At 60.0% G+C, this 13709-nt stretch carries 14 protein-coding genes; 8 read left to right on the top strand and 6 right to left on the bottom strand.

Going from position 1 to position 13709, the window contains the following annotated elements:
- The first annotated feature begins 45 nt into the window (after positions 1 to 45).
- Positions 46 to 543, top strand: coding sequence for a MarR family transcriptional regulator (locus tag AC1DF8_RS05415; protein WP_112970086.1), 498 nt, complete (start codon positions 46 to 48; stop codon positions 541 to 543).
- Here the strand turns inward: AC1DF8_RS05415 and AC1DF8_RS05410 are convergent, their stop codons facing one another.
- Together AC1DF8_RS05410 and xseA are read right to left on the bottom strand one after the other, a co-directional pair.
- Positions 544 to 1134: an NAD(P)H-dependent oxidoreductase gene (locus tag AC1DF8_RS05410; protein ID WP_477995181.1), complete on the bottom strand. Its 591-nt coding sequence runs from the start codon at positions 1132 to 1134 to the stop codon at positions 544 to 546.
- A 2-nt stretch (positions 1135 to 1136) separates the two neighbouring features.
- On the bottom strand, positions 1137 to 2717 hold the full coding sequence (gene xseA, locus AC1DF8_RS05405) for an exodeoxyribonuclease VII large subunit (RefSeq protein ID WP_113013163.1): 1581 nt from the start codon (positions 2715 to 2717) through the stop codon (positions 1137 to 1139).
- 578 nt (positions 2718 to 3295) lie between these two features.
- Between xseA and AC1DF8_RS05400 the strand changes: the two genes are divergently transcribed.
- Complete coding sequence (locus tag AC1DF8_RS05400; protein WP_112541918.1) at positions 3296 to 3538, top strand: hypothetical protein; 243 nt, start codon at positions 3296 to 3298, stop codon at positions 3536 to 3538.
- A gap of 10 nt (positions 3539 to 3548) precedes the next feature.
- On the opposite strand, the gene AC1DF8_RS05395 is transcribed toward AC1DF8_RS05400, so the two are convergent.
- Positions 3549 to 5396, bottom strand: coding sequence for a hypothetical protein (locus AC1DF8_RS05395; protein WP_183848385.1), 1848 nt, complete (start codon positions 5394 to 5396; stop codon positions 3549 to 3551).
- A gap of 156 nt (positions 5397 to 5552) precedes the next feature.
- Between AC1DF8_RS05395 and AC1DF8_RS05390 the strand changes: the two genes are divergently transcribed.
- A complete protein-coding gene (locus tag AC1DF8_RS05390) occupies positions 5553 to 6548 on the top strand; it encodes a glycosyltransferase (protein ID WP_112541919.1) in 996 nt (331 codons plus the stop codon).
- Positions 6545 to 6934: a GtrA family protein gene (locus AC1DF8_RS05385; protein WP_112970091.1), complete on the top strand. Its 390-nt coding sequence runs from the start codon at positions 6545 to 6547 to the stop codon at positions 6932 to 6934. The genes AC1DF8_RS05390 and AC1DF8_RS05385 overlap by 4 nt, the downstream gene beginning before the upstream one ends.
- On the opposite strand, the gene AC1DF8_RS05380 is transcribed toward AC1DF8_RS05385, so the two are convergent.
- On the bottom strand, positions 6931 to 7917 hold the full coding sequence (locus AC1DF8_RS05380; RefSeq protein WP_112970092.1) for a Gfo/Idh/MocA family protein: 987 nt from the start codon (positions 7915 to 7917) through the stop codon (positions 6931 to 6933). The genes AC1DF8_RS05385 and AC1DF8_RS05380 overlap by 4 nt on opposite strands.
- 180 nt (positions 7918 to 8097) lie before the next feature.
- Here AC1DF8_RS05380 and AC1DF8_RS05375 point away from each other — a divergent pair, with 180 nt between their 5' ends.
- Positions 8098 to 9045 carry an aldo/keto reductase gene (locus AC1DF8_RS05375; RefSeq protein WP_183847761.1) on the top strand — a complete coding sequence of 316 codons (948 nt, stop codon included), beginning with the start codon at positions 8098 to 8100 and terminating at the stop codon, positions 9043 to 9045.
- 14 nt (positions 9046 to 9059) lie between these two features.
- A complete protein-coding gene (locus tag AC1DF8_RS05370) occupies positions 9060 to 9503 on the top strand; it encodes a GNAT family N-acetyltransferase (protein ID WP_183847759.1) in 444 nt (147 codons plus the stop codon).
- Here AC1DF8_RS05370 and AC1DF8_RS05365 read toward each other — a convergent pair.
- Entirely contained in the window at positions 9493 to 10110 is a 618-nt protein-coding gene (locus AC1DF8_RS05365) for a hypothetical protein (RefSeq protein ID WP_183847757.1), read from the bottom strand. The two genes, AC1DF8_RS05370 and AC1DF8_RS05365, sit on opposite strands and share 11 nt — an antisense overlap.
- A 144-nt stretch (positions 10111 to 10254) precedes the next feature.
- Here AC1DF8_RS05365 and AC1DF8_RS05360 point away from each other — a divergent pair, with 144 nt between their 5' ends.
- Both AC1DF8_RS05360 and AC1DF8_RS05355 read left to right on the top strand, forming a co-directional pair.
- The gene (locus AC1DF8_RS05360; RefSeq protein ID WP_183847755.1) at positions 10255 to 10755 is read left to right on the top strand and encodes a YciE/YciF ferroxidase family protein; all 501 of its coding nucleotides are present in this window, start codon (positions 10255 to 10257) and stop codon (positions 10753 to 10755) included.
- Positions 10756 to 10862: 107 nt separating this feature from the next.
- Entirely contained in the window at positions 10863 to 11222 is a 360-nt protein-coding gene (locus AC1DF8_RS05355; RefSeq protein WP_113114779.1) for a nuclear transport factor 2 family protein, read from the top strand.
- 50 nt (positions 11223 to 11272) lie between these two features.
- Here AC1DF8_RS05355 and pheT read toward each other — a convergent pair whose 3' ends face one another.
- Positions 11273 to 13696, bottom strand: coding sequence for a phenylalanine--tRNA ligase subunit beta (pheT, locus tag AC1DF8_RS05350; protein ID WP_477995180.1), 2424 nt, complete (start codon positions 13694 to 13696; stop codon positions 11273 to 11275).
- Positions 13697 to 13709 lie beyond the last annotated feature (13 nt).

Raw genomic sequence — 13709 nt, 5'->3', positions numbered from 1 at the left:
TGCATTTTATCTTGACGTCAAGATACCTGCTGATATCGATGCAGCATGGATAAGGAGAAATCGGATCACGTCGACAGGATCCTGGCGCAATGGCGGCGCGAGCGGCCGGAGCTGGATGTCGAGCCCATGGGGATCTTCGGCCGGCTGAAGCGGCTGACAACGCATATCGGCCGCGAAGTGGACGCGGTTCTGCTCAAGCACGGCCTTTCCTCTTCCTCCTTCGATGTGCTGGCCACGCTTCGCCGTTCCGGCGCACCCTACCGGCTTTCGCCCGGAGAGCTGCTCGGCATGACGATGGTGAGCTCCGGCACGATGACGAACCGGATCGACCAGTTGGAAAAAGCGGGCTTGGTGGAGCGCCTGTTCAATCCCGAAGACCGGCGCAGCGTGCTGATTGCGCTGACCGAGAAGGGTTTGGCAGCGGTGGAAGAGGCGGTCGGCGCGCATGTCGCCAACCAGCAGCGGCTGACACGCAACCTGACGGCAGAAGACAGAGCCGAACTCGACCGGTTGCTGAAAAAATTCCTGTCCGATTTCGAATAGTCAGACGGCAGCGAGCGCCTTTCGGACGCGCTCCAGATGCGTCTTGCGCTTGGCGTCCGTCGTACGGTCCATGTCGTGCAGGCTCAGCATCCGGAACTTCACTCGCTTGGCACAGAAATTGGCGATGCCGCGCTTCAGCAGGCGTCGGACGGGATTGCCCATATAGAGATGCACCAGCCACCAGGGCGAACCAGTCGTCGTCAGCGCGTAGAGCAGCTTGATATTGGTGAGCTGCGGCACGATACGGCCGCCGGCGACATCATGGGTGAAGGCGACGCCCGGCGCAAAGACGCGATCGATGAAGCCCTTCAATATGGCCGGGAAGTTGAACCACCACTGCGGAAAAACCAGAATGAGACCGTCAGCCGCTTGCAGCCGTGCAACGATACCGGCGACGGCGGACGTATCGTAGGGCACATCAAAATAACCGCCCCGCTCGGCCCTGGACAGCCGTGGGTCGAAATCCTCCGCATAGAGATCCAGGAGATCGACAGTATGGCCGGAGGTTTCGAGGGCCTCGCGAGCAGTCCGCGCCACAGAAGCGGCGAAGCTTTCGGGCAGCGGATGGGCGAGCACCAGCAGAATGTGCATTGCTAGAACAGGCTTCCCTGCTTCGGTGGTTCGCCGGCCTTGATCGTGCGCTTCCTGCCCCCTGATGGCGCAGCGCCGCCTTCCGTCGTCATAGCGCCGACGCGGCCGTCGGCGAACTCAATGGCGATGCCCATGCCGGCGGAGAGTGCCGATGCCTGCGAGACCGGCCTGTTCTCCTCATCGCGAATGACGGCATAACCTCGCTTCAGCACGTTCTTGTAGGAGAGAGACTGAAGAACGCGGTCTTGCGCTGCCAGAGCTGCGCGGGCGCGAGCGAGCTGATGACCAATAGCGCTGTCGGCATGGCGGGAGAAATTGGCAAGGCGGTCCCGAGCACGACCCGTCTGTGTGGTCAATCTAGCCGGCACGGATGACAGAACGACACCGAAGCGTTCGACACGGGCTTTCAGATTGTCGATGCGGCGTTCGACGACACGCTCGGCCCGCGCCATGCGTTCGTTCAAAAGCTGCCGACGCTCGGTGATGCGGTTGGAGAGCACGTCCGGCCGCAGATGCGAGGCAACACGCTCGAAACCGCGGCGTTTGTTGATGGTGTTGAGCTCCAGGCCGCGACCGAGACCGGCAGCGGCCTCATCAAAGCGGCGTCGGGGCAGCGCCAGCAGCTGATCGAGCGACGGCAGGGCGCGCATCAAGGCGCGGACGGACTGGCGGCGCTGATCCATCTGGCGGCTCATGCAGCCCTGCAGACGGGCAGTGAGACCTGCGACCTGGGCCTCGAGCTCGGCCTTGACGGGCACGGCCATTTCAGCAGCACCGGTCGGTGTCGGGGCGCGGATATCGGCGGCGTAGTCGATCAACGTCCAGTCGGTCTCGTGGCCGACAGCGGAGATCAGCGGAATCCGGCTATCGGCTGCGGCCCGCACGACGATTTCGTCGTTGAAGCTCCAGAGATCTTCAAGGCTGCCGCCGCCGCGAGCGACGATCAGCACATCAGGGCGCGGGATCTCGCTGCCATGCTCCAGAGCGTTGAAGCCGTTGATGGCGTTTGCCACCTCCTCGCCGGAGCCCTCCCCCTGCACCTTGACCGGCCAAACGATGACATGGACGGGGAAACGATCGGAGATGCGATGCAGGATATCGCGGATGACGGCGCCCGTCGGCGAGGTCACGACACCGATCACCTTGGGCATGAAAGGCAGACGCCTCTTGCGCGAGGGATCGAACAGGCCTTCGGCACCGAGACGGCGCTTGCGCTCCTCGATCAGCGCCATCAACGCGCCGGCGCCGGCGGGCTCGAGCGTCTCGATGACGATCTGGTATTTGGAGGAACCGGGAAAGGTCGTTACCTTGCCGGTCGCGATCACCTCCATGCCCTCTTCCGGGCGGAATTTCAGTCGGGAAAACGTGCCCTTCCAGATGACCGCATCGATCCGCGCGCGATCGTCCTTCAGCGAGAAGTAAGCATGGCCCGAGGAATGCGGACCACGGTAACCCGAGATCTCGCCGCGCACACGCACCTGATCGAAGGCTGTCTCGACGGTCCGCTTGATGGATCCGGAGAGCTCAGAGACCGAATATTCCGCAAGATTGGTAGGCGAATCGCCGTCAAAGACATTGCTCATCCCCTCTTTCTATTTTGATCGCCCTTAAACTGAAAGGTCGGGGCCGGGGAAGGGCGAATTTTTATTCAAAAAACGGTGGGAGACCCAAGAAATAGGGATATCGCTACTCTAAAAAAAATCTTAGTATCATTCATGTTCGTAGGGAGTGGCGAACACCCGACCCGAAAATGAGCATGTTGGTGACAGTGAAAATTCCCCGTCGATGAGCGACGCGGGAACGGTCGCTTCTATCATCGTCGCCCTTGCTCAACCTTATAGGTTTCGGCTCGCCCTCTTTCCGAACAACTGGTCGATCAGGCGCGATCGAATTGACAGCGTAATGCTGCTTCGTGCGAACGCGGATGTTGCAGCCGGAGAGTTCCGTTTACGTAAATGGAAAAGTAACGGAACTTTTCAGCCTGTAACAGAGTTGAACTGTATCGAAACACATGCCCGGCGCGAGCCGGAGGAAATGCCGTCAGGTGAACGCATCCGTAACCATGGCTGCAAGTGCAGCTTTCATTAAGGGTGGCCAATAAACTTTTGTTAGCGGAGGACCCCTAGGTTCCTCGCAAACGACCTGAAGAAGAGGTGACAACATGATCATCCTGACAGCAACCACCCTGGGCCTCACCGCTGGCCTTATGCGCTCAGCCGGCGTCATTGCAATCGTCGCCATGCTGATCGCTGTAACCTTTGCCATCGCCGCGATTGTGTCTGGCGGTGCGGTTTCATTCCTGGCGCTTTTCTACACGATCATCGGTTACAATGCCGGCCTGTTGCTTTATCTCGGCGGCCTCTTTACCACCGATCGCCTGCGGGCTGTACTCGTCCACTCCTGAAAGACGGGACTCAGTCCGACGCCGGCCGATAACGGAAGAACTGGACGCCGCTGTCCGCAGCTTTTGGCAGCGGATCGAGATACCCAGGAATATTGCCGTTGCCAAGTTGTGCATAAAGCCCGTCGGGCTTCAATTTTGCGATTTCGCTTGTCTGCAGATCATCCGGGCAGAAGGCAACAACAGTAACGCCCGCTCCCTTCAGAAAGGCCTCTGCTTCCTGCGGCTCGGCCAGACCTATATGCATCTCGGTCAGCATGCCGCCTTGGTTGCGATGATAGGGCGCCGATAGAACACGGTTAGCGGTGTAGCGCAGGATCGGCACACCCATTTCCGACGGCGCCGAGACGAGACCCGCAGGCAGGCCGCCAAGCGGCGCGAGCGCCTGCCTGGAGGAACATGACGGTCTATCCGCCACCTCCGTATTCTTCGTCTTGTTGACCTGCATTCCGACAAGCGCACCGCCGACGGCCCATACCGCCGGCACGCTTGCCAGGACCGTCACGATATAGATGAGGGCAGCCGCGGCATTTTCGCTGTCGCCGTTCGACACGCGGCGCACGTCGATGATCAGCAAGGCAAGCGGCAGGATGGATAGCAGATTTGAAAAGACGGCTCCCCGGACCTGAACCAGTGCAACCGCCCAGCTGACGCTCAAGAGTGCCAGAAGGACGAGATGGACTTGCACGCGATCGCCCTGCACGGAGCGGAAAATACAGACGGCAATCGCGAGCAGGCCAGGCGCATAGAATGCGCCAAGGGAAAAGGGATCTGTCCTGCCAAGAGCGAGAATGGATTGCGCTTCCGAGACATTGCGCAGCCAGAGTTCGACCAGCATGGGATCGAGGTCGGCAAGCGGATTGCGCAGGCATTCCGGGGCAATGACCATGGCGGAGCCGAAAACACCGGCGCCGACAGCCGCAATCACGGCAAGACGCAAGCCGCGGCCGAGACGGCTCGCAAAGATCGCGGCGGCGAGCAGCAGACCACCGCCAATGGTTGCCAGGCTGTAGAAGCCGAGCGAAAGATTGTCGCAAGTCACCGCTGAATAGTGCTGTGGCGGTACCGTTACAAAGAAGAGGATGCTGATCGCAACAGCGAGGCTGAGGCCGAAAGCTTTGGTGGCGGCGGCGAACGGCTCGCCTTCCCAGACCCAAAGCAGCGCGACGACAAGGCAATAGATGGCAACGAAGGGCGTGGTTTCCGCGCCGATCGCGATCGCCAGGGCGGCTGACGCGCCAGCAACGACGTAGTTCCAGGCGCGCTGCTTTTCATCGAAGAGCATCGCCACCATGGTTGCGACGAGCGCGAGCTGAGCATTGTGGTGATCGATGGCGCCTGGCGCAAAGCGATTGCCGGTATAGACCGCCATGCCGGCAAAGCAGAAAGACAGGTGCATGCCGGCAAGGCCGCCGACACGCCGTCCGGCAAGACCCATGGCAAGCATGGCAGGAAAAACGAGCGACAGGGGCCAGACCACGAGTGCAGCAGCTTCCGCAGCATCATGGCCGAGCAAGAGGCCGAAGAAGCGGATCAGTGCAGCGATCGGCAAGTCGATCAGCCGCGACCAGTGCATGAGCGTGCCTTCGCCGAGGCCGAGCCGATACTGCATCAGATCGAACCAGCCCTGCCCGTTCAGAAAGTCCCTGACCTCCACGAGGCGCATGCCGTCATCATTGTCGGGGCCGACATAATCGACCGGACCCCCGGCGTATTTCATGACCACGATAATGCCGATCAGAACAAGGCTGTAGATGAGGGCGGATGGCAGGAGACGCGTCAGCAGCTGCCGAATATTGCCGATGATTCCAGTCCTGACTGATGTGGCTTGCGCCTTGGTGATCGGCTGCACTGCGTTCATCATGATAGCCAGGTCGTTGCGTGATAGGCAAACCTTAGCCTTGGCTTATCAAGAAAGTGTAAACCACAGGACGCGACAGCTTTCGCTTCTTATAGGGGCTTGTTAACGCAGCATGGCGTAAATTCGCTGCGGTTTCTTTGTAACGAGTGTAACCCCATGGCGCGATCGCTCAGCGAAAGTCCTGACATTGCCGTTCTGCTTCCCTGCTACAACGAAGCGGCGACGATCGGGGCTGTCGTCAGGGGATTTCGGGCGGCATTGCCCGATGCGCATATCCATGTCTACGACAACAATTCCACTGACGGCACGGCGCTGCATGCCATGCTTGCCGGCGCGCATGTCGTGCGCGAGCGGCGTCAGGGCAAGGGCCATGTGGTGCGGCGCATGTTCGCCGACATTGATGCCGACATCTATATCATCGCCGACGGTGATGGGACCTATGCGCCTGAGGATGCCGAAGAGCTGGTGCGGACACTGCTGACGGAAAGGGCCGATATGGTGGTCGGCACGCGGCGCGGCGTCCATGATGATGCCGGCCGGCAGGGACATGCCCTCGGCAACCGGCTGTTCAACATCCTTTATCGCGCAATCTTCGGACCTGACTTTACCGACATCTTCTCCGGCTACCGGGCCTTCTCGCGCCGTTTCGTCAAGAGCTTCCCCGCGGTTTCCGGCGGTTTCGAGATCGAGACGGAGATGTCGGTGCATGCGTCGCGGCTGAAACTGCCTGTCAGTGAACTGGAATTGCATTACGGGCGGCGCCCGGAGGGCTCGCATTCGAAGCTCTCGACCTTCCGCGATGGTGGCAAGATCCTCTGGATGTTTGCGATGCTGATGAAGGAGACGCGGCCCTTCGCCTTCTTCGGCACGATCAGCGCGTTCTTCATGCTGGCAAGTCTCGGCTTCATGGGCCCGGTGCTGGCGGAATATTTTGCGACCGGCCTCGTCAGCCGCATGCCGACCTGGGTGCTTTCGACGGCACTGGCGATGATCTCCATCATGCTGTTTACTGCCGGCGTGATCCTCGATTCCGTTGCGCGGGCGCGGGCTGAGCAGCTGCGTATCCATTATATGAGCCTTGCAGCACCGGTTTCGGTAAAGGATAAAACCTCAGCCATAACGCTCGATGGCAAGAAGGCGGATGCCGCATGAAGAAGCTCATTCGTTTCGCGATCGCCGGTGGCCTTGGCTTCATCGTCGATGCGTGCGTGCTTGCTGCCCTGCTACACCTGACGCCACTCGGCCCCTTCATTGGCCGGCTGATTGCCATTGCGCTCGCAATGGCGACGACATGGGCCTTCAACCGGACATTCACTTTCGACCGGTCAGGCCGATCGCTGGCAGCAGAAGGCTTCCGCTACGGCTCAGTCGGCGTGACAGCAGCCCTCGTCAATTATGGGCTTTATTCGGCGCTGCTTCTGTCATTACCGGCGCTGCAGCCGCTCGTCGCGATGGTGCTCGCGACCGCAGCGTCGATGTTCTTCAGCTTCTTCGGCTATTCCCGCTTCGTCTTCCGCGGCAAAGCCGAGAAAAACTAGACGGCTTCCCAACCATCCTTCTCGCTGGCGCGGTAGATGGCGTCGATAGCCTTCTGATTGAGCCTGGAATCTTCCAGCGTGACGATTTCGTCCTTTTCGCCTGCGGCAGCACGGGCAAATGCTTCCGCCTGGCACCTGTACTGGCGGCTATCCTGAAAGCGAATGATCCGGGATTCGCTGTGACCGCGATCGGTCACTTCGATCTCCTCCGGCCCCCAGCGATTGGCGTTGAACGGCGACTTGACCTCGATATAGCCGTCGGTGCCGTGGAAGACCATGATCTGGCGGCCGGCCATCTGGGTAGAGATATAGAAGCTCAGTTCGAAATCGCCGAAATCGGCCTTGACGCTGGAATAGATATCGGTGCCGAACTCGGCATCGCGCTCGGTGATTGCCTGGACCCAGGACGGCTCCTTGCCGGTGGAAAAGCGGGTACTGATAACAGGATAGACCCCGATATCAGGCAGGCCGCCGCCGCCAAGCTCGGGGATGTTGCGCATGTTGCCGGGGTCGCGGTTGTAATAGGTAAAGGCGCCCTGGACATGACGAAGCTCGCCGATCGCCCCCTCCTGCAGCAGCGAGCGAACCTTCCGCCAGACCGGCGAATAGGTGACCATGAAGGCCTCACTGATAATGACCTTGTTGCGGTCGCGCGCGGCGATGAGATCGTCGATCTCGGAGGCTTTCAATGCAATCGGCTTTTCGCAGAGCACATGCTTGCCGGCATTGGCGGCCTTGATCGACCATTCGACATGCTGTGAGGTCGGCAAAGGAATATAGACGGCATCGATCGTGTCCGACGCCAGCATTTCCTCATAGGAGCCGAAGGCATGCGGCACGGAGAAGCGGTCCGCCATTTCCCGGGCACGCGCAAAATCACGGCTGGCAATAGCGGTGATGACGCAGTTTTCCGCGTCCTGAATGGCTGGAACGACATTATCCCGGCCGATCTTGGCCGTTGAAAGTATACCGAAACGCAACATGAAAGGTCCTCCTGCAATCGATCGGGCGCACCTTATTCAGCCCTCTCATGCGGCGCAATGGCGCGACGGGCGATCACGGAAGTTTGGTTTCCCTCGAAGGCAGTCCGCGCTAGGTTAGTGACGAACGGCGTTCTGCCGTTTCCTCCGATTTCAATCACTTCAGCATTTTGGGAGAGCGCCATGGAAATGCGCCGGCTTGGAAAAACAGGTCTTTCGGTCTCGCCGATCGTCTTCGGCGGCAATGTGTTCGGCTGGACGGCCGATGAAAAAACATCCTTCGACATTCTGGACGGCTTTTTCGACGCCGGTCTCAACACGATCGATACGGCCGACGTCTACTCCGCCTGGGTGCCGGGCAACAAGGGCGGCGATTCCGAGGAGATCATCGGCAAATGGCTGAAGAAGGGAAAGGTTTCTCGCGACAAGGCGGTCATCATCACCAAGGTCGGCTCGGACATGGGCCAGGGCAAGACGCTGAAGGCCGGCTATATCCTGAAGGCAGTCGAGGATTCGCTGCGCCGGCTGCAGACCGACTATATCGATCTCTATCTGTCGCACTGGCCGGACACGGACACGCCGCATGAGGAATCGCTCGGCGCCTATGCGAAGCTTCTAGAACAAGGCAAGATTCGCTCCGTCGGCTGCTCGAATTATGATGCGAGCCTGCTGCAGGCTTCCTTCGATGCCGCCGATAAGGCCGGCCTGCCGCGCTATCAGGCGGTGCAGCCGGAATATAATCTCTATGAGCGTTCGAGCTTCGAAGGCCCGCTTGCCGATCTCTGTGTGAAGGAAGATATCGGCGTCATCACCTATTTCAGCCTCGCAGCCGGCTTTCTCTCCGGCAAATACCGCAGCAAGGCGGATACGGAGGGCCGCGCTCGCGAAGGCCGCGTTTCGCAATATCTCAACGACAAGGGCATGCGCATCCTTGCCGCACTCGACAAGGTCTCGGCTGAGACGGGCGCCAAGCCGGCGGAAATCTCGCTCGCCTGGCTTCTGCGCAAGAAGGGCGTGACGGCGCCGATCGCCAGTGCTACGAGCCTGTCTCAGCTTGAAAGCCTGGTGAAATCGGCAACGCTCGCGCTCTCCGACGAGGCGATGGCGCTGCTCGACGAGGCCGGCGCCTGAAACGAGGTGATGGCATGACCGTGACGATCCGCGATGCGAGACCCGAGGATGAGGCGCGCTGGCGTGCGCTCTGGGCGGACTATCTCGCTTTCTACGAGGTCGCCGTCGATGCCGATATCACCGATTCCACCTGGCGCCGGGTCTTCGATCCGGCGTCGGCAATCTTCATGCGGGTAGCGGAACTCGACGGCGAAGTCGTGGGCTTCACACTCTGCCTGACGCATGAAGGCACCTGGATCCGCGGCAAGGACTGCTATCTCGAAGACCTGTTCGTATCAGAGGATGTGCGCGGAAAGGGTGTCGGCCGGGCACTGATGGACGACCTCGTGGCCCTCTGCAAGAAGAACGGCTGGTCGCGGCTCTACTGGCATACGAGTGAGCAGAACAGGACGGCCCGTGCACTCTACGACACTTATGTCGAGAGTGATGGCCACATCCGCTACCGCATCAATTTCTGAGTTGCGGAAAGCCTTCATACCATTCGGAATGATCGCCCTCCCAATTGGCCATGCCCGGCTTGGTCAGGATGCCGCGCGGACGCACGTAGCTCTGGATCACCCGCTTCGGCCGCTCGTGCCACTGGATATTGAAAGCCCATAGCTTCGGGAAGAAGCAGAGCGAGGCATAGGGCAGGTGGTCGTGGATCCACCAGGCGAGCCTCTGCCAATCGCTTTCATCATTGTAACGATCGACCATCCAGGGCACGGCAATGCAGACGGCAGCGCCCATGCAGCCGTCGAAATCGCGCATGTCCCATATGTGGTGGGCGGCAGTCGTGGAATTGGTCGAGCAGTTGAGATTGTTTTCATTGCCGAAGCGGTTGACCTCGGGCGCCCGGTAGCCGGAGCGGATATGGAGGCGCCCGAAGGTTGCTTCCAGCGGCTCCAGAAGTTCTTCGCAAAGCCGCCTGCCTGTCTCGATGGCGAGATCAGGATTTTCGGGAATATTCGGAATACGGTAGAAATCGGCGATTTCGGAATGAAGGAAATCGCGGAAGAAGAAGTTCTTCGACAGCCGCACCCGCCCGAGATCCTCCAGCCCCTTCATCGATCCCGGTTTCTTCATGTTCCGCCCTCCCCGATCCCTCCTGATATCATTGCCAGGAGGACCAAACCGCGCCACCCGATTTCCACGGGAACAATTAGCATAGTGAATGCTTCTATGCAGTGTCGCCGCAAGGGCGGAAATCTCCCAATAAGGAACGGAACAATGGCCAAGGAAAAGACGCTGGAAGATCTGTTTTACGATACCCTCAAGGACATCTACTTCGCCGAACGCCAGATACTGCGAGCCCTGCCGAAAATGGCGCGCGCCGCCCAGTCGCAGGAATTGAAGGCGGGTTTTGAAAAGCATCGCGAAGAGACCGAAAGTCACGTCGAGCGACTGCAGCAGGTTTTCGAAATCATCGGCAAGCGCGCCCAGGGCAAGACCTGCGAAGCAATTCAGGGCATCATTGCCGAGGGCGAGGAAATCATGGAGGAGTTCAAGGGGACGGCAGCTGTCGATGCTGGCCTGATTTCCGCGGCCCAGGCCGTCGAACATTATGAGATCGCCCGCTACGGGACACTGAAAACCTGGGCGCAAACGCTGGGCTTCAAGGACGCTGTTACGCTTCTCGACCAGACACTGCAGGAAGAAGGCAAGACCGACCAGATCCTGACGAAGCTTGCGACATCTGCCGCAAACCAGAAGGCTTCACGCGCAGCTTAGCGCATGCAAGAAGAGCAGCCGTCACGCGCTGCTCTTCTCCCTCTGATCTTGTCTTCGCCCGCCATGCCCCTATCCTTTCCGCTGGGAATATGGGACGAGGTATCGATATGGCCGACAGGCAGGCAATCGAAGCAACGGTTCATCTCTATGTCGAGGGTATGGCCTTCGCCAATGAGGCGGCCTTGAAGAAGGCCTTTCACCCGAAAAGCTCTGTTATCGGGCACTATCAGAACGCAGTGGAATGGCTCTCACGCGACGAATTCATCGCCGCTATTCTCGAAGAAGGGGCCGCGCCGCCCGGCACCCAGCCTTACATGGATATAGACAGCATCGATATATCAGGTGACGCGGCAACCGTGAAAGTGACCGACGATTTTGCCGGCATGCGCTTCACCGACTATCTGTCGCTGCTGAAGATCGATGGTCGCTGGACGATCGTGAGCAAGCTCTACCATCTCCATCTATGAAAAGACCGGCAGCATGCGCCGCCGGCCCTATCACGACTTTGTTAGCCGGATCAGCTTCTAAGGACACCACCGGTGAACTTGGCTACGCTGGCCACGATCTTCTGCGTCAGCGCTTCGAAATCCTCGTCGGTAAGCGTGCGCTCGGCCGGCTGGATCTGCACTTCGATTGCAACGGACTTCTTGCCTTCGCCGACCGAAGCGCCTTCGAAAATGTCGAAGACATTGACGCCGGTTATCAGCTTGCGATCAACGCCGGTCGCCGCTTTGATAAGCGCGCCGGCCTCCATCGTCTTGTCGACGACAAAAGCGAAGTCGCGCTTGACGGCCTGGAAAGGCGAGAGGTCGAGCGCCGGCTTGGTGCGGGTCGCTTTCTTCTTCGGCTCGGCCATCGCGTCGACATAGACTTCAAAGCCGCAAAGGGCGCCGGAGACGTCAAGCTTTTCGAGCGTGGTCGGATGGAACTCGCCGAAGTAACCGAGAATGATCTTCGGACCCATCTTGATCGTGCCGGAACGGCCGGGATGATACCATTCGGGACCGCCCTGCTCGATCTGGATATTGCCCATCGGCAGGCCGCAGGCTTCGATCACGGCGAGCGCATCGGCCTTGGCGTCGAAGACATCGACCGGCTTGCCGCCGCCCTTTGCTGCGTTCGACCACATCCGGCCGGCGCCAGCCAGCGATGCCGTGCCACGGCGGATGCCACCGGCCACGCGACGCTGGCCTTCCGGCCTGTCGTTTTCGTACGTGCCTGACACTTCGAAGATCGCTACGTCGCCATAGCCCTTGTCGGCATTGCGCTGGGCTGCCGTCAGCAGACCCGGCAGCAGCGAAGGGCGCATGTCCGACATCTCAGCGGCGATCGGATTGGCAAGCTTGAGGGCTGCCGAACCACCCCCGAAGAGCCTTGCCTGATCTTCCGGAATGAACGACCAGGTGACGGCTTCCAGCATGCCGCGCGAGGCAAGTGCGCGCTTGGCGGCGCGGGTGCGGATTTGCAGCGTCGTCAGGATGCGGCCATTGACGGCTGCATGGCTTTCGAGCGGCGCCGGCTTGATATTGTCGACACCATGGATGCGCATGATCTCTTCAACGAGATCGGCCTTGCCATCGACATCGGGGCGCCAGGAGGGAACGGCGACCGAGACGCGCTCGCCCGAACCCGAAACCTTGAAGCCAAGGCGGGTCAGGATCGTATTGCTTTGTTCCGTAGAGATCTCGAGGCCGGTCAGGCGCTTGACCTCCGAATAAGGGAAGTCGACGATCTTCGGTTCGTAGCCCTTGTAGCCGACGATCTCGGACTTGGCCGGCTTGCCGCCGCAGAGTTCGAGAACGAGTTCCGTCGTGCGTTCGAGGCCGGGAACCATATATTCCGGATCGACACCGCGTTCGAAACGGTAGCGGGCATCGGTGATGATGCCGAGCGCGCGGCCGGACTTGGCGATGTTCATCGGATCCCAGAGAGCGGATTCGATCAACACGTCGACGGTGTTCTCGTCACAGCCGGAATGTTCGCCGCCCATGATGCCGCCGATCGATTCGACGCCGTTCTCATCGGCGATGACGACATTGTTCGGACCGAGCTTGTATTCGCGCTGATCGAGCGCCAATACCGTCTCGCCTTCCTTGGCGCGGCGGACCGTCAGGTTGCCCTTGACCTTGGCCGCGTCGAAGACGTGCATCGGCCGGCCCTGGTCGAAGGTCATGTAATTGGTGATATCGACCAAAGCATTGATGGGGCGCAGGCCGATAGCGAGAAGCCGTTGCTGCAGCCAACGGGGGCTCGGGCCATTCTTGACGCCGCGCACGAGCCGCAGGCCGAAGCCCGGGCAGAGCTTTGCATCATCAAGATCGAGCGTCAGCTTGACCGAAGTTTCGCCCTCCACCGTGAACGACGGTGCCGGACGCGCCTTCAGCGTGCCGAGACCTGAGGCTGCGAGATCGCGGGCAATGCCGTAGATCGAGGTGCAATCCGGACGGTTCGGCGTCAGGTTGATCTCGATGACCGGATCGTCGAGATGGGAATAGGCGGCGTAGCTCGTACCGACAGGCGCATCAGCAGGCAGGTCGATGATGCCATCGTGATTGTCGGAGATCTGCAGTTCCTTTTCCGAGCACATCATGCCGCGGCTTTCGACACCGCGAATGTTGCCGATGGACAGCGTCACGTCGATGCCGGGAACATAGGTGCCGGGAGCGGCAAAGGCGCCGACGAGGCCTGCACGCGCATTCGGCGCGCCGCAGACGACCTGAACCGGAGCGCCCTCACCGATATCGACCATCAGCACTTTCAGGCGATCGGCCTGCGGATGCTTTTCAGCCGAGAGAACCTTGGCGATGACGAAGGGCTTGAAGGCCGCCTTGTCATCGACATCTTCCACTTCCAGACCGATCTCGGTCAGGCGCGTGCAGATTTCATCGAGCGTGGCATCCGTTTCCAGATGATCCTTGAGCCAGGAAAGCGTGAATTTCATTGGTCCAATCCTC

The sequence above is a fragment of the Rhizobium sp. 05N49 genome (genome assembly GCF_056396805.1).
The sequence above is the reverse complement of the archived record's forward strand: the minus strand, read 5'-3'. Positions and strand labels throughout refer to the sequence as shown.